The sequence below is a fragment of the Pseudomonas sp. J380 genome, assembly GCF_009827115.1.
GTDB classification, from domain to species: Bacteria; Pseudomonadota; Gammaproteobacteria; order Pseudomonadales; family Pseudomonadaceae; genus Aquipseudomonas; species Aquipseudomonas paracarnis.
Genome location: NZ_CP043060.1, coordinates 4007691 through 4023527 on the forward strand (window position 1 = coordinate 4007691; position 15837 = coordinate 4023527).

The window sequence follows — 15837 nt, forward strand, 5'->3', positions numbered from 1 at the left end:
CAATCAACACCCACCGCAGCTATCAGCAGAAGAGAGAGAGGCTATCGTGACCCTTCGCACCTATCAGAACCACACGCCAACCCTCGGCGCCGGGGCGTTTGTCGATATTTCGGCGGTGGTGATCGGCGATGTCGAAATCGGCACTGACAGCTCGGTTTGGCCGCTGACGGTGATTCGCGGCGATATGCACCGCATCCGCATCGGTGCGCGCACCAGCGTGCAAGACGGCTGCGTGCTGCACATTACCCACGCGGGGCCGTTCAATCCTGAGGGTTTCCCGTTGCTGATCGGCGACGATGTAACCATCGCCCATAAGGTCATGCTGCATGGCTGCACCGTGGGTAACCGCGTCCTGATCGGCATGGGCAGTATCGTGATGGATGGCGCCGTGGTCGAAGACGACGTGATCATCGGCGCCGGCAGCCTGGTGCCGCCAGGCAAGAAACTCGACAGTGGTTTTTTGTATGTGGGCAGCCCGGTCAAACAGGTTCGCGCATTGACTGACAAAGAACGCGCCTTTTTCACCTACAGCGCTGCGAACTACGTGAAGCTCAAGGACCTGCACCTGGCTGAAGGATTCGATCAATGACCCTGCATCACCCCACCGTCCTGTTCGACCTGGACGGCACCCTCACCGACCCACGCGAGGGCATTACCCGTTCGATCCAGTACGCCCTGGCCAAACTGGGCATTGATGAGCCCGACCTGACCAAACTCGAACACTTCATCGGCCCGCCCTTGCTGCAGGCGTTCATGCAGTTTTACGCCTTCGACGAGGCCAAGGCATGGGAGGCGGTGAATTTCTACCGTGAGCGCTTCAAGGTCACCGGCCTGTACGAAAACCGCGTGTTCGACGGCGTCATGCCGTTATTGGAAGAGTTGAACAGCCAAGGGCGTCAGCTGTACGTAGCCACCTCCAAACCGTGGGAATTTGCCCGCGAGATTGCGCGGCATTTCGACTTTGCCAAGTACTTCAAGGTGATCTACGGCAGCGAACTGGACGGCACGCGTACCAACAAGGTCGAGTTGATCGCGCATTTGATGCGTGAGGAACGGCTGGACCCGGCCACCACCTTGATGATCGGTGATCGCAAGCATGACCTGATCGGCGCACGCAGTAATGGGCTGGATTCGGCCGCCGTGGGGTATGGGTTTGGTAGTTTTGAAGAGCTGAGTGCCGAGGCACCGACCTGGCATTTCGAGACGCTGGACCAGATGCATCAGGCGTTTTTGCAGAGGTCTTAAGAGCGATTTCGCAGGCAAGCCAGCTCCCACAGTTGACCGCATCCTCATGTTGAAAATCGGTCAACTGTGGGAGCTGGCTTGCCTGCGAAGATGCCCTAACGACCAACCGTCTCCAACTGCCTCAACGCCGCTTTACGCTGCTCCACCGGCAGCCCACCCAACTTCTCCACCGCCGCATAAAACCTCACCCAATCCCCGCCTTCCCGCGCAAACAACGCCGCAAACGCCGGCACCCATTGGTCATACAACCCAAACGGCAAAAGCCGCGCGTTATTCATCGGCTGGTTAATCCAGGCGTCATAACGCTTGTCACCACCCCATTGGCTATCACGCAGGTGCCGGTATTCACTACGCAACTGCTCGAATTGCGCCGCTTTGGCCCGGCGCATCGCGTCCGCTGCCAACGGCTGCGCGTACAACGCCTCCAGGCGTCTACGGGTATCGAGAATCAGCCGGATAAATTGATCGCGTTGCTTCAACGCCGCATCGCCGACAGGCGCCAGGCCCCGCGCCGCACGCCATTGGCGCGTGCCCTCCTGCTCGACAAAACTGGCATAGGACTCGTTGAACTCGGTGTCATCCTTCACGTAGAAGCGCTGGTGGGCCAGCTCATGGAAAATCAGCGTGGCAAGGCGCTCATCGCCCCAGCTCATCATCGAGCTCATGATCGGGTCGTTGAACCAGCCCAGGGTGGAGTAGGCCTCCACGCCGCCGATCGACACATCCATGCCCTGTTGCCGCAACAGCGCCGCCTCGCCCCGGGCCGCACCTTGGTTGTAGTAGCCGCGATAGGCGACGCAACCGGCGATGGGAAAGCAATGGTTCTGGGGTGACAGAGAAAATTCCTGCGTGGCGAAGACATTCCAGACCACATAGGGTCGGCCGATATCGGCATAGAGTCGGTAACTTTGATTGTCCGGCAGGTGCAGATGTTCACTGGCAAAGGTTCGAGCTTTCTGCGATTGAGCCAGATGCTCGCGCAGCAGTGGCGGGCGAGCAGGGTCGGCGATGACCTCGGCAACCGGCTCCCGTGCCCGCAACAGGTGCCACTGGCCACTCGCCAACTGGCTGTAATAACTGACACTGGAGCAGCCGCTGAGCAGCAAAACCATCAGTCCTGGAAGAAAACGCCTGATCATGCACTGACTGCTCCTGGGTGATGGGTTCGCCAGACTATCGCGCTTGCAGGGGATTTTTCCACGGCGTGGCGTGTTTATACTCAAGCCTCTTCTCGTGTTGAGTACTTGCCATGCGCCCGCTCTTGCTTCCCGTCGCCGCTGTATTCCTCAGCGCTTGCGCCTCGACCCCCATCCCCCCCGTGGACCCGCAGCAGGCCTGGGTCGATTTCACCACGCCCACCCCGGGTTCCAAGTTGGTAATGGCTCAGCGCCTGGACGGGAAAAACCTAGACGACGGGCGCTTTTTTCAAATGCCTCCCGGCCCTCACGAGCTGATGGTGCGCTTTGACTTTGAAGTGCCCGCCGGCGGCGGCCTGGGTGGCCTCAGCCAGATGATGTATCGCACCTGCTTCATGACGCTGCAGTACGACCACTTTCAGGCCGGCCAGCGCTATGTGCTGGAAGGGCGCTCACTGGCGTTCACGCCCAACATCCGGCTGTACGACTCAACCCGCCAACTATTGGCCGAAGAGCGCAGCGTGAACTGCATCTGAGTCAGTCGTTGTTCTTTTGATAGATGATGCGCTTGGTGCCGTTTTCGCATGAGCCGACAATCATGGCTTCGTCATGGTTCTTGGCTTCTTCGGCGGTGATGATTTCCAGGGTGTAGGACGGAATCGCCTTGGCCTGGATCTTCACTTCGATTTCTTTCCTGAGCTCTTCACAATCTTTTGGCGCGGCCACGGCCGAAGTGGCCAATACACCGCAGATGATTGCCAAGGCAAAACGTTTCATGTGTGGAGCTCCCTGAATGCGCTGCGCACGAGTGTGCGCCTAGGCTGCATGGGCTATTCGACCACATTTTGCAAACACGAGTTCTAATTTAACGCAGCACCAAAAATGTGAGAGCGGGCTTGCTCGCGAATACGCAGTATCAGTCACCGAAGATATCGGCTGATCCACCGCATTCGCGAGCAAGCCCGCTCCCACATAAGATGACTGCTGTGTCAGTTGACCAGCGTGGCATCCAAGGTGATGGTTGCATTCAGTACCTTGGAGACCGGGCACCCTTCCTTGGCTTTTTTGCTCAGTTCATCGAACTGTGCCTGGCTCGCGCCTGGGATTTTGGCCTTCAGGATCAGGTGCACTGCTGTAATCGCAAAGCCGCCCTCAACCTGGTCCAGAGTCACTTCGGCCTGGGTGTCGATGCTTTCAGCCTTGAGCCCGGCGTCGCCGAGAATCATGGAAAACGCCATGGAGAAACAGCCGGCGTGAGCCGCGCCGATCAATTCTTCAGGGTTGGTACCCTTGCCGCCCTCGAAGCGGGCCTTGAAGCCGTAGGGCGCTTCGCGCAGCACGCCGGTTTCGGTGGAAATGGAGCCCAGGCCAGTCTTCAGGTCGCCTTCCCAATGCGCGGATGCCTTTTTAACGATACTCATAGCTTTCTCCTCGAACGGTGGTTTTGCGTCGGTAAGGGTTCTGAGGATAGACGTCAAAACAAAGTTCATTCGTAAGAGAAACCTAGCAATCTAGTAGGAAATTTCAGAGCTACCTATTGAATCTCGGGTATATGCCCTCATTGCATAGAGCATGCACATGAAGCGGCAGGTTTTGGTTCGTCTAGAAAGCCTGCGCCCCCATTGGAGAAGCAGGCTTATGAAATCGCTGTCCGACGTAAAGTTCTCGACCCTCGACCTGGTGCCCGTACGCGCCAACGGCAGCCCGGCGCAGTCGCTGCGCAATTCCCTGGACCTGGCCCAGCATGTGGAGAAGTTCGGCTACCACCGTTTCTGGGTAGCTGAGCACCACAATATGGACGGCATCGCCAGTTCGGCCACCTCGGTACTGCTCGGTTACCTGGCAGGCGGCACCTCGACCATTCGCGTGGGGTCTGGCGGGGTGATGTTGCCAAACCACGCGCCACTGGTGATCGCCGAGCAGTTCGGTACGCTGGAAAGCCTCTACCCCGGTCGTATTGACCTGGGCCTGGGGCGCGCGCCCGGTTCCGACCAGATGACCGCCCGCGCCCTGCGCCGTGAACGCTCCGGCAGTGCCGATGACTTCCCCGAAGATGTGGCCGAGCTGATGGCCTACCTCGGCCCGCGTACGCCCGACCAACGGGTTATCGCGGTACCGGGCACCGGCACCAATGTGCCGGTGTGGCTGCTGGGTTCAAGCCTGTTCAGCGCACAATTGGCCGGTGAGCGTGGCTTGCCTTACGCCTTCGCCTCCCATTTCGCACCGCGCTTGATGCATGAGGCAATTCGCGTGTATCGCAATCACTTCAAGCCTTCAGCCGTACTGGACAAGCCCTACGTGATGCTCGGCATTCCGCTGGTGGCGGCCGACACCGATGAGCAGGCCGATTACCTGGCCACCTCGGTGTACCAGCGTATTCTCGCGTTGATGCGCGGCCAGAGCCTGGTGCAGCGCCCTCCAGTAAAAACCATGGACGGCCTGTGGTTGCCCCATGAAAAAGATGCGGTCGGTAGCTTCCTCGGCTTGGCCATGGTGGGCAGCCCGGCGAAGATTCGCGGCAAGTTGGAGGTGTTGATCGAGCAGACCGGTGCCGATGAGCTGATTTTTACCAGTGACCTGTATGAGCACGCCGACCGGATTCATTCCTACGAGCTGCTTGCACAAGTAATGAAGGGCTGAATGGTCAAACGATATACCTGTGGCGAGGGAGCTTGCTCCCGCTGGAGTGCGCAGCGCTCCCATTTTTTTGGGGCCGCTACGCAGCCCAGCGGGAGCAAGCTCCCTCGCCACAGGTGCGTCGCTTATACAGCACGGGGTTAGCCGCGCTTGTAGGCAATTTCCTTGGTGCCACCTTCGCAGGTGCCAACTACTTTCTGGTCACTTGGCGTAGCACCTTTGTCCACCACTTCCAGCGAATACCCCGAAGCGCCGTTGGCGTCGATTTTCGCTGCGATTTCGCTTTTCAGCTCTTCACAAGGCTTGCCCGCCGCCATAGCGGTACCCGCAATGCTCAACAACCCTACCGCTAACAGAAACTTCTTCATCCGTTACTTTCCTTGCGCTGATCAAAAAGAGCGTGCCGACGCTCATCGCGTCGGCACCCGTTGTTTGTAGCGCAGGTTATGGCAATCGGCCAGCGGGCAAAGTTCAACTCTGCCGATCAACTACTGGCAATTCGGAATCCCACTTTGAGCGTGACCTGGAAGTGCGCAGCCTTGCCATCTTTGATGTGACCACGGGTTTCGGTCACCTCAAACCACTCCAGATGCTTGATGCTTTTGTTGGCTTCAGCCAGGGCATTGTTGATCGCGTCTTCGATGCTGGTGGTGGAAGAGCCTACCAGTTCGACTTTCTTGTACGTGTGATGATCACTCATGACGTTTCTCCTTTAGGTCGTCAATCAAGACTAGCAGCGAATGTGCGTACTGCTTCAGGCGACCGTTGGGAGGCGAAAGTTCAGAATTACTGCACTTTCTGAAACCGGCGCAGTCGGTATCTACACACGCCACTCAATCACTTCAGGAGATGTCCACATGGCCAACACTTCTTTACGCAAAGCGTCGCTGGAAAGCATGGAAGCCGAGATTTCGAGCCTGCTCAAATCGCTGGAGAGCCTCAAGGACGACGCGTCCGATGAGTCGCGCAAAACGCTGAAGGCCTTGAAAAGCAATGCCGAGAACGCCCTCAAGCACTCTCGCCACCTGATCAGCGACGCCTACGAAGAAAGCAAAGTCAAAATCCGCGAAACCAGCGCTGCCACCCGTGACTACGCACAAGAGCACCCCTGGACGACCGCCGGTGTCGCCGTTGGCGCGCTGGGCCTGCTGGCGGCTTATCTGCTGTGCAAACGCGGTGACTGATTGACCGGTTACATCGGTTGACGCAACAGCTCAGCCTTGAGCCATTGCGCCAACTGCCGGGCGCGCCCGTCTGCGGCGCGCTTGGGTAGCCACAACGCCAGGTGCGCCGGGGTTTCACTGAACCCCCAAGGCGCCACCAGGCGACCCGCTCGCAGGTCCTCTGCCACCAGCGGTTCTGGCGCAATTGCCACTCCCAAGCCGGCAACCGCCGCTTCCAGCAGATAATACAAATGCTCAAACCCCTGGCCGAGTTTCAGCGCGCCGGGCTCTAGGCCGTGTTGCCGTGCCCAACTGGGCCAGGCTTGCGGACGTGAGGTGGTGTGAAGCAAGGGTTGCTCCAGCAGATCCGACGCTGGGGCCTGACGCAGTTGTTCAAAACCGGCGAAGCGGGGGCTCAAGACCGGGCCGATGCGCTCGCTGGCCAGCTCATACACCTGCATATCCGCCGGCCACGGCGGCTCAGCGAATACCAGCAAGGCATCCAGCCCCGGGCGGCGCGGGTCCAGATCGCCTTCGCCTGCCGACAGGTGCAAGCGTAAATCCGGCAAGTCAGCATTCAACCGCCCCAGCCGAGGGATAAACCAACGCGCCAGCAAACTGCCTGAACAACCAAGAACGAAGGGCGCGTCAGCGCCGCGTTGGGTGAGTTCGGCGCACACGTCGCGCAACCGCTCGAAAGCCTCGCTGCTGGCATCTCGTAGCCTGACGCCGGCATCTGTGAGTTTAAGGCCGCGCCCATCCTTGATGAACAGGCTCACGCCCAAGTGCTCCTCCAGCACTTTCAACTGGCGGCTGACCGCACCATGGGTCACGTGCAATAGCTCCGCAGCCTGGCTGACGCTGTTAAGGCGAGCGGTGGCTTCAAAAGCGCGCAGGGCGTTGAGGGGAGGAAGGTCGCGGCTCATCTGTGAGTTTTCCTGACAGGTTGCGGCGATCTTATCGGTTTTCAGGCCAGAGCGTCACGAGTAGAGTGACCGTCATTGCCTTTAAACACATTTTTCCTGGAGCGTCCCATGACTCAGTCCCAGACCGATCTACGCAACGGCCCTGACGCCAACGGCCTGTTTGGTGCGTTCGGCGGCCGCTACGTCGCTGAAACCCTGATGCCGTTGATTCTCGACCTGGCCCGTGAATACGAAGCGGCGAAGGTAGATCCGGCGTTTAACGAAGAATTGGCCTACTTTCAGCGCGATTATGTCGGGCGCCCAAGCCCGCTGTATTTTGCCGAACGCCTGACCGAGTTCTGCGGCGGCGCCAAAATCTACCTCAAGCGCGAAGAGCTCAACCACACCGGCGCGCACAAGATCAACAACTGCATCGGCCAGATCCTGCTGGCCCGGCGCATGGGCAAGAAACGCATCATCGCCGAGACCGGCGCCGGCATGCACGGCGTGGCCACCGCAACCGTGGCAGCGCGCTTTGGCCTGCAATGCGTGATCTACATGGGCACCACCGACATCGAGCGCCAGCAGGCCAACGTGTTCCGCATGAAGCTGCTGGGCGCCGAGGTCATCCCCGTGGTCGCCGGCACCGGCACCCTCAAAGACGCCATGAACGAAGCCCTGCGCGACTGGGTAACCAATGTCGACAGCACCTTCTACCTGATCGGTACCGTGGCCGGGCCACACCCATACCCGGCGATGGTGCGCGACTTCCAGGCCGTGATCGGCAAGGAAACCCGCACCCAGTTGCAAGCCCAGGAAGGCCGCCTGCCGGACAGCCTGGTGGCGTGCATCGGCGGCGGTTCCAACGCCATGGGCCTGTTCCACCCATTCCTGGATGACACCAGCGTCGAGATCATCGGTGTTGAAGCCGCAGGCCATGGCATCGAAACCGGTAAGCACGCTGCCAGTCTCAACGGCGGCGTACCGGGCGTGCTGCACGGCAACCGCACCTTCCTGCTGCAGGACGACGACGGCCAGATCATCGACGCCCACTCGATTTCCGCAGGCCTGGACTACCCCGGCATCGGCCCGGAACACGCCTGGTTGCATGACATCGGCCGCGTCCAGTACACCTCGGTGACTGACGATGAGGCCCTGCAAGCCTTCCACAAATGCTGCCGCCTGGAAGGGATCATTCCGGCACTGGAAAGCGCCCACGCCCTGGCTGAAGTATTCAAGCGCGCGCCAAACTTGCCCAAAGATCACCTGATGGTGGTCAACCTCTCGGGCCGTGGCGACAAAGACATGCAGACCGTGATGCACCATATGGAACAGTCCAAGCAGGAGAAACACTGATGAGCCGCCTGCAAACCCGCTTTGCGCAACTTAAAGAACAAACTCGCGCCGCCCTGGTGACCTTCGTCACCGCTGGCGACCCCGGCTATGACACCTCGCTGGCGATCCTCAAGGGCTTGCCGGCCGCCGGCGCCGATGTGATCGAGCTGGGCATGCCCTTCACCGACCCGATGGCCGATGGCCCGGCCATCCAGCTGGCCAATATCCGCGCACTGGCCGCCAAACAGAACCTGTTGAAAACCCTGCAGATGGTTCGCGAGTTCCGCCAGGACAACGACGACACGCCGCTGGTGTTGATGGGCTATTTCAACCCGATCCACAAATACGGCGTGTCGCAGTTCATTGCCGATGCCAAGGCAGCTGGCGTCGACGGCCTGATCGTGGTGGACATGCCCCCCGAGCATAACGGCGAGCTGTGCGACCCGGCCCAGGCCGCAGGTATCGACTTTATCCGCCTGACCACGCCGACCACCGATGACGTGCGCCTGCCTACTGTGCTCAATGGCAGCTCCGGGTTTGTGTATTACGTGTCGGTCGCCGGTGTCACCGGGGCGGGTGCCGCCACCCTGGAACACGTCGAAGAAGCCGTGGCCCGCCTGCGCCGCCATACCGACCTGCCGATCAGCATCGGCTTTGGTATCCGCACACCCGACCAGGCAGCGGCCATCGCACGCTTGGCGGACGGGGTGGTAGTGGGTTCGGCGCTGATCGATCATATCGCCACGGCCAAGAACGACCAGCAAGCCATTGATGGCGTGCTGACCCTGTGCGCAGCGCTGTCGGAAGGTGTGCGCAACGCACGCAAGTAAGTTGCACGGCGCAACGACCGCAGCTTATACGCTAGGCTTCAAAGGAGGTGGGCATGTCGCCCACCTCCTTTTTTAATGCACTTCGTGCCCTTTGCCGTCTAACCACCTTCGCAAGCCCCGTAGTCCTTGCCCCTCGGTCGTTAAGTTAGCCGCATCAGAAGTCATTCTTGGCTCTTAGGAGTACATCATGGCATTTGATCTCGTCACCGTTTCAGACCGTCGTCACTCAACCCTGCAAAAGGGTTTCAATCTGCGCTGGCCCTTGGGCAATGTGCAGGGCCAGTCTTCGCCCAATGGCGCCAACCTGATTTACCTTTGCCGCAGCCCGCAAGACATCATGGACGCCGCCGCCCAGGCATTGGCCCTGCCCAATGGACGCATCACCGTACGCAGCGGCGGTCATTGCTACGAAGGGTTTGTCGCCAACAAGATGCCCGACAGCCCGAATGAGGTGCTGTCGATCCTGGATATCAGCGCGCTGAACCGAGTGATCTACGATGCCAACGGCCAGATCGGTTCCGAGCTGAACCCCACGCAGCCCTTTCGCTACCGCTTTCGCCTGGAGGCCGGCGGCCAGAACTGGGACGCCTATGGCGCTTTGTACAAGCTGGCCAACAAAACCTTGCCCGGCGGCTCATGCTATAGCGTGGGCCTGGGCGGACACATTTGCGGTGGCGGCTATGGGCTGCTGTCTCGCAAGTATGGACTGGTGTGTGACTGGCTCAGCGGGGTCGATATCCTGGTGCCTGACAGCCAAGGCAAAGGGCTAGAACCGCGCCATGTCAGCAGGGACAGCACCCAAGAGGACGAATTGGACCTGTTCGCCGCGTGCTGCGGTGCGGGGGGTGGTCAATTCGGCATTATCACCAGCTATTACTTCAAGGACCTGCCACCGGCCCCCAAAGAAGTACTGTGGCTGGTGTTGGAATGGGATTGGTCAGTACTGACCCAGGATGCACTTAACAACCTGCTGGTGGCTTACCAGCGATGGTTCGCCAGTCATCAGAGCAACCCGGACACCTGGGGCCTGGCGACCAAACTGGAAATGCGCCACGAGCACACAGGCAATATCACCTTGGGTATCCATTATGTGGACAAGGAGGGGGAGCTGAACGACCGTGCGCCCTTCGATGATTTTGTCGACAAGATGCTCACGGCCATCGGCTTACCTGCCACCGAGTCGCTGGTGCCGTTTCATGTGGTCCATTTGCCGCCCGGCACAGCCGGCGGGCGCCCCATCGACTCAGTCTCATCCGCCCAGGCTGCGGCGCGGCGCCTGGACTGGCTGGTGTGCGAGCAAACATTGAATGGTTCGGGAGACAATCAGCGTGGGCGCTATAAATCGGCCTATCAGAAAGGTGAGTTCAGCCCCCAAGTGCTACAGGCCATCTGGACTACCCTGACCTGGCCGGACCCTGACAACCACCTGACACAAAGCCTGATCCAGATTCAGTCCTTCGGCGGCCAGATCAACGCCGCCAGCGCGCCCGTACGCAAGGAGTCGTCGGCCGCCCAGCGTTCGTCCCTCCTCAAGTGGCAACCCCAGTGTTACTGGCACGGCGACAGCGCGGCCGCGGATCAAGCCCATGCCGACTGGATCCGAGGGCTGTACGTCAATGCGTTTGCCGATGCGCAAGGCGTACCGCTCAACAATGCGTTCGAAGGCTGCTACATCAATTACCCCGACCTCGACATGACCTACACAGGCGGTAATCCGGCCAACGGCAAAAACCCCCAGTGGTACAAAATCTTCTTTCCCGATCTGATGATCGAAAGCCGCTTGCGCCGTACCAAGCAGCGCTGGGACCCGCACAATATATTTCGCAACGAGATGTCGGTGCCGTAGAACGAAAAAAGGGCGACCCGAAGGTCGCCCTTTTTACAGCTCGATCCGCTCGACTTTGCCGACCAGCAATATGTAGGAAAGCGCGCCGAGCAGCGCCAGGACCGCAATGTAGGTAATGGCCGGCGCAAATGACGAGCCACTGGCCAGAAAGCCAATCACGATAGGCGTGGCAATTGCCGCCAGGTTGCCGATGAAGTTGAACACCCCGCCGGTCAGCCCCAACAGACGGGCAGGCGCCAAGGTCGACACCAGCGACCAGGTGATCGACGCCAGGCCATTGCCGAAAAACGCCACCGCCAGAAACGCGATGACCCACCCCGTCGAGTCCACATAGTTGGCCCCGATGATCGCCGTGGAAATCAGCAGCCCACTGATGATCGGCAACTTGCGCGCAAAGCCCACCGATGCCCCACGGCGAATCAGCCAATCGGAAAACACCCCCGAACACAGCACGCCCACAAACGCGGCCAGGAACGGCAAGGAGGCCAGCAAGCCAGACTGGATAAAGTCCATGCCGCGATATTTCACCAGGTACGTCGGGAACCAGGTCAGGAAGAACCACAGCGTGGAGTTCAGGCAAAACTGGCCCAGGTAGATGCCCCACAGCTTGCGTTTGCTCAGCACGATGCCGAGGTCGGTCCAGCTGAAGGGTGCCTTGACGGTTTTAGCCTGCATGTCCACCAGCCCGCCACCGTCGCGGATCAGTTGGATTTCGGCTTCGTTGGCGCCTTTGAAATCTTTGGGCTCGCGGTACACCGCGTACCAGATCGCGGCCCACAGGATGCCGACGCCACCGGTCACCACAAACACCATGTGCCAGCCGTACTGGTGCTGCAGCCACGCCAGTACCGGAGTGAGGAACGCCAGGCCGACGAATTGCCCGGAGGTATAGACGCCGATAGCCGTGGCGCGCTCGCGCTCGGGAAACCAGGTGGTGACCACACGGCTGTTGATGGGATAGGCCGGCGCCTCCAACGCGCCCACGGCCATGCGCAGCACGAACAGCGCGATAAAGCTGGCGGCGAAACCGAGCATCACGGTGGCAATCGACCACAGCAGCAGGGCGGCCGTGTAGAGAATGCGCGGCGGCACCCGGTCTACCAGCCAGCCACCCGGGATTTGCATGGCGGCGTAGGTCCAGCCGAAGGCAGAAAAAATCAGCCCGACTTGCACCGGATCGATCCCCAGCTCGCTGGTCAGCGCGGGCGCAGCAATCGACAGGTTGCTACGGTCGAGGTAGTTGATGACCACGGTGATGAACAGCAGCACCATGATGAAAAAGCGCTTTCTGCTAGGCGTGACTAAAGAAGCCTGCCCGGTGAGGGATTCAGGGTGCATGGGGGTGCCTCTTTTTATATTTGTTGAGGAAGGAACGCGCTCAATGTGGGAGCTGGCTTGCCTGCTCCCACATTTTTTGGCGCGTTTCAATCAGGTGGAAATCACCACTCGGCAAAACTGCCATCGGCATGGCGCCAGATCGGATTGCGCCAGCGATGGCCGATGGCCGCGCGCTCAACCACATACTCCTCGTTGATCTCAATGCCCAGACCTGGGCCGTTGGGGATCTTCACAAAGCCCTGGTCATAGTCGAATACGCCTGGATCACGCACATAGTCGAGCAGATCGTTGCTTTCGTTGTAGTGAATACCCAGGCTCTGCTCCTGGATAAACGCGTTGTAGCAAACCGCATCCAGCTGCAGGCATGCCGCCAAGGCAATCGGGCCCAGCGGACAGTGCAGGGCCAGGGCCACGTCGTAGGCTTCGGCCATGTTGGCGATCTTGCGGGTTTCGGTGATACCACCTGCGTGGGAGGCGTCCGGCTGGATGATGTCGACGTAGCCTTCGCTGAGCACCCGCTTGAAATCCCAGCGCGAGAACAGGCGCTCACCCAAGGCGATCGGCGTACTGGTCAGCGGGGCCAGTTCTTTCAGCGCTTCGTAGTTTTCGCTGAGCACCGGCTCTTCAATGAACATCAGTTTGTACGGGTCGAGCTCTTTCATCAGCACCTTGGCCATCGGCTTGTGCACGCGGCCATGGAAGTCGACGCCAATACCCACGTTAGGGCCGACCGCATCGCGCACAGCAGCGACGTTGGCCAGGGCCAGGTCGACTTTTTCGAAGCTGTCGACAAACTGCAATTCTTCGGTGCCATTCATTTTCACGGCTGTGAAGCCACGGGCCACCGCCTCTTTGGCGGCACGGGCAGTATCGGCGGGGCGGTCACCGCCGATCCATGAGTACACACGGATCTTGTCACGCACCTGGCCGCCCAGCAGATCGCTGACCGATACACCGAGGGCCTTGCCCTTGATGTCCCACAACGCCTGGTCGATGCCGGCGAGGGCGCTCATGTGCACCGCGCCACCTCGGTAGAAGCCGCCGCGATAGAGCACGGTCCAGATATCTTCGATATTGCGTGGGTCTTTGCCGATCAGGTAGTCGGACAGTTCTTCGACAGCGGCAGCCACCGTGTGAGCGCGGCCCTCGACCACAGGCTCACCCCAGCCGGTCACACCCTGGTCGGTTTCGACCTTGAGGAAGCACCAGCGCGGCGGAACGATAAAGGTCGTCAGTTTGGTGATTTTCATCTCTTGTCTCTCTTATAGATGCAGCGCCTGTGGGCGCGGAATATGCTCTCAGCTCAGGGCTTTCCAGGCGGCGACATAAGCCTGGGCACGGCTCGCAACCTGATCCACTGTCATGCCCGGCTTGAACAGCCCGGAACCCAATCCGAAGCCCTTGGCGCCGGCGTCGGTAAACACCTGCATGTTGTCCGGGGTAATGCCGCCCACCGGCAGCAGCAACGTGCCCGCCGGCAATACCGCCAGCCATGCCTTGATCACTGAAGGGCCCATCTGCTCGGCCGGGAACAGCTTCAACACATCGGCGCCTTCGGCCAGTGCGGCAAAGGCTTCGGTAGGCGTGGCTACCCCAGGCGACAAGTACAGGCCCGCCGCTTTGGCGGCACGCAGCACCTTGGCATCGCTGTGGGGCATGACGATCACCTGGCCTCCGGCCGCCTTGACCTGTTCGACCTGCTCAGGCGTCAACACCGTGCCGGCACCGATCAGGCAATCGGCGGGCAAGCTGTCGCGCAGGGTACGGATACTGGTGTAGGGGTCTGGCGAGTTGAGCGGCACTTCGATCACGCGAAAACCCGCGTCGTACAGCACCTGGCCGACCGCCTGGGCTTCGTCGGGGCGTAAGCCGCGCAGGATGGCGATCAAACCGTTTTGTGCGAGTGCTTGCTTGAGCATGTCAGGCCTCCAGTACAGGTCGAATGAGCCCGGCGGCTTGCGCCAGTTGCCACAGGCCACGCTCGGTGGCTTCTTGCGCCAGGCTGACGTGGGCAAATCCGCAATGGGCGAGGGCGCGTTGATAGCGGGCGCAAAGTGCAGCAGCGCCGACCAGGATGATCGGCTGATGTTTGGCCGAATCTGGCAAGCCGGCGAGCTCATGGCCGATGAGCAGGCCAGACAGGTAATCGGGTTGCTGGTCGGGCGCCAGCTGCGCAGTGAGCCCAAGGGTACGGGCACTGAACAGGGTTGAAAGCACGCCACGCTGGCCATCGTTGGACAGCGCCACGCGCACGCCTTGATCAAACGCCTCGGCCTGGAACTGCTCGCTCGCTTGTTGGGTACGCCCCAGGATGCTGTGCTTGCTCAACACCGCAAACACTTCGCCAGTCATGAAGGTATCGAAATGGGTAATGCGGCCTTCCACCACCTCGACCCACTTGGAATGGCTGCCGGGCAGGCCGATCAACACCTGGGGCCCAAGGCCTTGCAGTACGCCGAGCACTTGGGTTTCTTCGCCACGCATGACATTAGGCAGACCCACTTGCTCGATCACCCCCGGCACGATATGCACCTGCACCCCACGCAGGCTGCGTATGCCATGCAACGCCTGGCCGAGACTGGCGACATCCACCGGCGTGCTGCGATAGGCCGCCTCACTCCAACCCTGTGCGCTGCCGACCATGCCGCAAGCGATTACCGGCAGCCCGGGCTGGGCATCAAGCCAATCGCCGCAGGCGCTATCGAACGCCAGTTCAAAGCCGTCAGTGCATAGCACACCGGCTATTTCCCGGGGCTCTGTGGGCAAATGCATGATGCCCCAGGCTTGCGAGCGCTGTTCCAGCACAACGCCCGCGGGACCGAGTTTGTAAGCACGAAGGGAGCTGGTCCCCCAATCGAGCGCGATCAATTGCGCCTGCATCGCTTCACCTGAAATGAGTGGGTGCTGAAAAAAGCAGATGGGCGAATATAAACCTAGGGAGCGGAATATCTCAATATATAAATATCAATCCCATATAATGAGACAAGACAAGATAAATCCTACAACCATTCTTGTTTTTACTTAGGGAAGGCCGCGGATTTATCGGGTAAGGAAGGTTAAAAAATCGACAAGTCCAGCTCGCGCATCGCGCCCATCCAGATGGCGTAATCGGTGTGGTCCTTGAGGTCGTCACCGGTTTCAGGGTGCAGGAACACCACCAGACCATTGCGATGCAGCGCCAGCCACGGCAACACCACACCGATATATTCCGGCTCGAACGCCAGCTGGCAACTCCAATCCGGGTGCGGGCCCACGGGCCGCTCGTGCACACGGCCCATGCGCAGCGGGAACAACTTGGCGGCGTCCTCACAGAGCGTGCGCGCCTGCTCAATCGTGCTGGCGTCGAAGTAGATATGGGCGTGGTAGCCCTTGATACGTTGCATGACTGACTCCGGTTCCACT

At 60.1% G+C, this 15837-nt stretch carries 19 protein-coding genes; 8 read left to right on the top strand and 11 right to left on the bottom strand.

The annotated features are described in order from the left end of the window. The first annotated feature begins 46 nt into the window (after positions 1-46). Both FXO12_RS18030 and FXO12_RS18035 read left to right on the top strand, forming a co-directional pair. Positions 47-589: a gamma carbonic anhydrase family protein gene (locus FXO12_RS18030; RefSeq protein ID WP_057975185.1), complete on the top strand. Its 543-nt coding sequence runs from the start codon at positions 47-49 to the stop codon at positions 587-589. Then, positions 586-1245: an HAD family hydrolase gene (locus FXO12_RS18035; protein WP_057975186.1), complete on the top strand. Its 660-nt coding sequence runs from the start codon at positions 586-588 to the stop codon at positions 1243-1245. Before FXO12_RS18030 ends, FXO12_RS18035 begins: the two co-directional genes overlap by 4 nt. A gap of 95 nt (positions 1246-1340) precedes the next feature. Here the strand turns inward: FXO12_RS18035 and FXO12_RS18040 are convergent, their stop codons facing one another. Then, positions 1341-2384 (bottom strand): aminopeptidase, encoded by a 1044-nt coding sequence (locus FXO12_RS18040; RefSeq protein WP_057975187.1) that lies wholly within the window; start codon positions 2382-2384, stop codon positions 1341-1343. A 110-nt stretch (positions 2385-2494) separates the two neighbouring features. Here FXO12_RS18040 and FXO12_RS18045 point away from each other — a divergent pair, with 110 nt between their 5' ends. Further along, positions 2495-2917, top strand: a complete 423-nt coding sequence (locus FXO12_RS18045) for a hypothetical protein (RefSeq protein ID WP_057975188.1) — start codon at positions 2495-2497, stop codon at positions 2915-2917. A 1-nt stretch (position 2918) separates the two neighbouring features. Here the strand turns inward: FXO12_RS18045 and FXO12_RS18050 are convergent, their stop codons facing one another. Both FXO12_RS18050 and FXO12_RS18055 read right to left on the bottom strand, forming a co-directional pair. After that, complete coding sequence (locus FXO12_RS18050; RefSeq protein WP_003187312.1) at positions 2919-3158, bottom strand: DUF1161 domain-containing protein; 240 nt, start codon at positions 3156-3158, stop codon at positions 2919-2921. A gap of 212 nt (positions 3159-3370) precedes the next feature. Further along, a complete protein-coding gene (locus FXO12_RS18055; protein ID WP_034129212.1) occupies positions 3371-3802 on the bottom strand; it encodes an OsmC family protein in 432 nt (143 codons plus the stop codon). Between the two features lie 217 nt (positions 3803-4019). Here FXO12_RS18055 and FXO12_RS18060 point away from each other — a divergent pair, with 217 nt between their 5' ends. Then, entirely contained in the window at positions 4020-5021 is a 1002-nt protein-coding gene (locus tag FXO12_RS18060) for an LLM class flavin-dependent oxidoreductase (protein ID WP_034129211.1), read from the top strand. Between the two features lie 137 nt (positions 5022-5158). On the opposite strand, the gene FXO12_RS18065 is transcribed toward FXO12_RS18060, so the two are convergent. Further along, complete coding sequence (locus FXO12_RS18065) at positions 5159-5386, bottom strand: DUF1161 domain-containing protein (RefSeq protein WP_034129210.1); 228 nt, start codon at positions 5384-5386, stop codon at positions 5159-5161. Between the two features lie 116 nt (positions 5387-5502). Continuing rightward, complete coding sequence (locus FXO12_RS18070) at positions 5503-5718, bottom strand: dodecin (protein WP_005783406.1); 216 nt, start codon at positions 5716-5718, stop codon at positions 5503-5505. A gap of 157 nt (positions 5719-5875) precedes the next feature. On the opposite strand from FXO12_RS18070, the gene FXO12_RS18075 reads away from it, so the two are divergent. Next, positions 5876-6202, top strand: a complete 327-nt coding sequence (locus FXO12_RS18075) for a YqjD family protein (RefSeq protein ID WP_003187304.1) — start codon at positions 5876-5878, stop codon at positions 6200-6202. A gap of 8 nt (positions 6203-6210) precedes the next feature. Here the strand turns inward: FXO12_RS18075 and FXO12_RS18080 are convergent, their stop codons facing one another. Continuing rightward, on the bottom strand, positions 6211-7107 hold the full coding sequence (locus FXO12_RS18080; RefSeq protein WP_057975189.1) for a LysR family transcriptional regulator: 897 nt from the start codon (positions 7105-7107) through the stop codon (positions 6211-6213). Positions 7108-7215: 108 nt separating this feature from the next. Between FXO12_RS18080 and trpB the strand changes: the two genes are divergently transcribed. The 3 genes from trpB to FXO12_RS18095 all read left to right on the top strand — a co-directional run bounded on the left by trpB (position 7216) and on the right by FXO12_RS18095 (position 11097). Further along, a complete protein-coding gene (gene trpB, locus FXO12_RS18085; protein ID WP_003187301.1) occupies positions 7216-8442 on the top strand; it encodes a tryptophan synthase subunit beta in 1227 nt (408 codons plus the stop codon). Beyond that, positions 8442-9251 (top strand): tryptophan synthase subunit alpha, encoded by an 810-nt coding sequence (gene trpA / locus FXO12_RS18090; protein WP_160049718.1) that lies wholly within the window; start codon positions 8442-8444, stop codon positions 9249-9251. The genes trpB and trpA overlap by 1 nt, the downstream gene beginning before the upstream one ends. Before the next feature lie 187 nt (positions 9252-9438). After that, positions 9439-11097, top strand: a complete 1659-nt coding sequence (locus tag FXO12_RS18095; protein ID WP_057975190.1) for a BBE domain-containing protein — start codon at positions 9439-9441, stop codon at positions 11095-11097. A 33-nt stretch (positions 11098-11130) separates the two neighbouring features. On the opposite strand, the gene FXO12_RS18100 is transcribed toward FXO12_RS18095, so the two are convergent. The 5 genes from FXO12_RS18100 to FXO12_RS18120 form a co-directional block, all read right to left on the bottom strand. Beyond that, the gene (locus FXO12_RS18100; RefSeq protein ID WP_032894350.1) at positions 11131-12435 is read right to left on the bottom strand and encodes an MFS transporter; all 1305 of its coding nucleotides are present in this window, start codon (positions 12433-12435) and stop codon (positions 11131-11133) included. A gap of 101 nt (positions 12436-12536) precedes the next feature. Then, positions 12537-13685 (bottom strand): galactonate dehydratase, encoded by a 1149-nt coding sequence (gene dgoD / locus FXO12_RS18105; protein ID WP_003187297.1) that lies wholly within the window; start codon positions 13683-13685, stop codon positions 12537-12539. Between the two features lie 48 nt (positions 13686-13733). Further along, on the bottom strand, positions 13734-14354 hold the full coding sequence (locus FXO12_RS18110; protein ID WP_057975191.1) for a 2-dehydro-3-deoxy-6-phosphogalactonate aldolase: 621 nt from the start codon (positions 14352-14354) through the stop codon (positions 13734-13736). Position 14355: 1 nt separating this feature from the next. Continuing rightward, positions 14356-15315, bottom strand: a complete 960-nt coding sequence (locus FXO12_RS18115; RefSeq protein WP_057975192.1) for a 2-dehydro-3-deoxygalactonokinase — start codon at positions 15313-15315, stop codon at positions 14356-14358. 176 nt (positions 15316-15491) lie between these two features. Next, positions 15492-15818, bottom strand: a complete 327-nt coding sequence (locus FXO12_RS18120) for a DOPA 4,5-dioxygenase family protein (RefSeq protein ID WP_014716300.1) — start codon at positions 15816-15818, stop codon at positions 15492-15494. Between the last annotated feature and the right edge of the window lie 19 nt (positions 15819-15837).

What these genes read in the sequence shown, in the direction of transcription:
- FXO12_RS18035 (WP_057975186.1), top strand. Translation starts at nt 586, where the DNA reads ATGACCCTGCATCACCCCACCGTCCTGTTCGACCTGGACGGCACCCTC.
- FXO12_RS18040 (WP_057975187.1), bottom strand. Translation starts at nt 2,384, where the DNA reads ATGATCAGGCGTTTTCTTCCAGGACTGATGGTTTTGCTGCTCAGCGGC.
- FXO12_RS18045 (WP_057975188.1), top strand. Translation starts at nt 2,495, where the DNA reads ATGCGCCCGCTCTTGCTTCCCGTCGCCGCTGTATTCCTCAGCGCTTGC.
- FXO12_RS18050 (WP_003187312.1), bottom strand. Translation starts at nt 3,158, where the DNA reads ATGAAACGTTTTGCCTTGGCAATCATCTGCGGTGTATTGGCCACTTCG.
- FXO12_RS18055 (WP_034129212.1), bottom strand. Translation starts at nt 3,802, where the DNA reads ATGAGTATCGTTAAAAAGGCATCCGCGCATTGGGAAGGCGACCTGAAG.
- FXO12_RS18060 (WP_034129211.1), top strand. Translation starts at nt 4,020, where the DNA reads ATGAAATCGCTGTCCGACGTAAAGTTCTCGACCCTCGACCTGGTGCCC.
- FXO12_RS18065 (WP_034129210.1), bottom strand. Translation starts at nt 5,386, where the DNA reads ATGAAGAAGTTTCTGTTAGCGGTAGGGTTGTTGAGCATTGCGGGTACC.
- FXO12_RS18070 (WP_005783406.1), bottom strand. Translation starts at nt 5,718, where the DNA reads ATGAGTGATCATCACACGTACAAGAAAGTCGAACTGGTAGGCTCTTCC.
- FXO12_RS18075 (WP_003187304.1), top strand. Translation starts at nt 5,876, where the DNA reads ATGGCCAACACTTCTTTACGCAAAGCGTCGCTGGAAAGCATGGAAGCC.
- FXO12_RS18080 (WP_057975189.1), bottom strand. Translation starts at nt 7,107, where the DNA reads ATGAGCCGCGACCTTCCTCCCCTCAACGCCCTGCGCGCTTTTGAAGCC.
- trpB (WP_003187301.1), top strand. Translation starts at nt 7,216, where the DNA reads ATGACTCAGTCCCAGACCGATCTACGCAACGGCCCTGACGCCAACGGC.
- trpA (WP_160049718.1), top strand. Translation starts at nt 8,442, where the DNA reads ATGAGCCGCCTGCAAACCCGCTTTGCGCAACTTAAAGAACAAACTCGC.
- FXO12_RS18095 (WP_057975190.1), top strand. Translation starts at nt 9,439, where the DNA reads ATGGCATTTGATCTCGTCACCGTTTCAGACCGTCGTCACTCAACCCTG.
- FXO12_RS18100 (WP_032894350.1), bottom strand. Translation starts at nt 12,435, where the DNA reads ATGCACCCTGAATCCCTCACCGGGCAGGCTTCTTTAGTCACGCCTAGC.
- dgoD (WP_003187297.1), bottom strand. Translation starts at nt 13,685, where the DNA reads ATGAAAATCACCAAACTGACGACCTTTATCGTTCCGCCGCGCTGGTGC.
- FXO12_RS18110 (WP_057975191.1), bottom strand. Translation starts at nt 14,354, where the DNA reads ATGCTCAAGCAAGCACTCGCACAAAACGGTTTGATCGCCATCCTGCGC.
- FXO12_RS18115 (WP_057975192.1), bottom strand. Translation starts at nt 15,315, where the DNA reads ATGCAGGCGCAATTGATCGCGCTCGATTGGGGGACCAGCTCCCTTCGT.
- FXO12_RS18120 (WP_014716300.1), bottom strand. Translation starts at nt 15,818, where the DNA reads ATGCAACGTATCAAGGGCTACCACGCCCATATCTACTTCGACGCCAGC.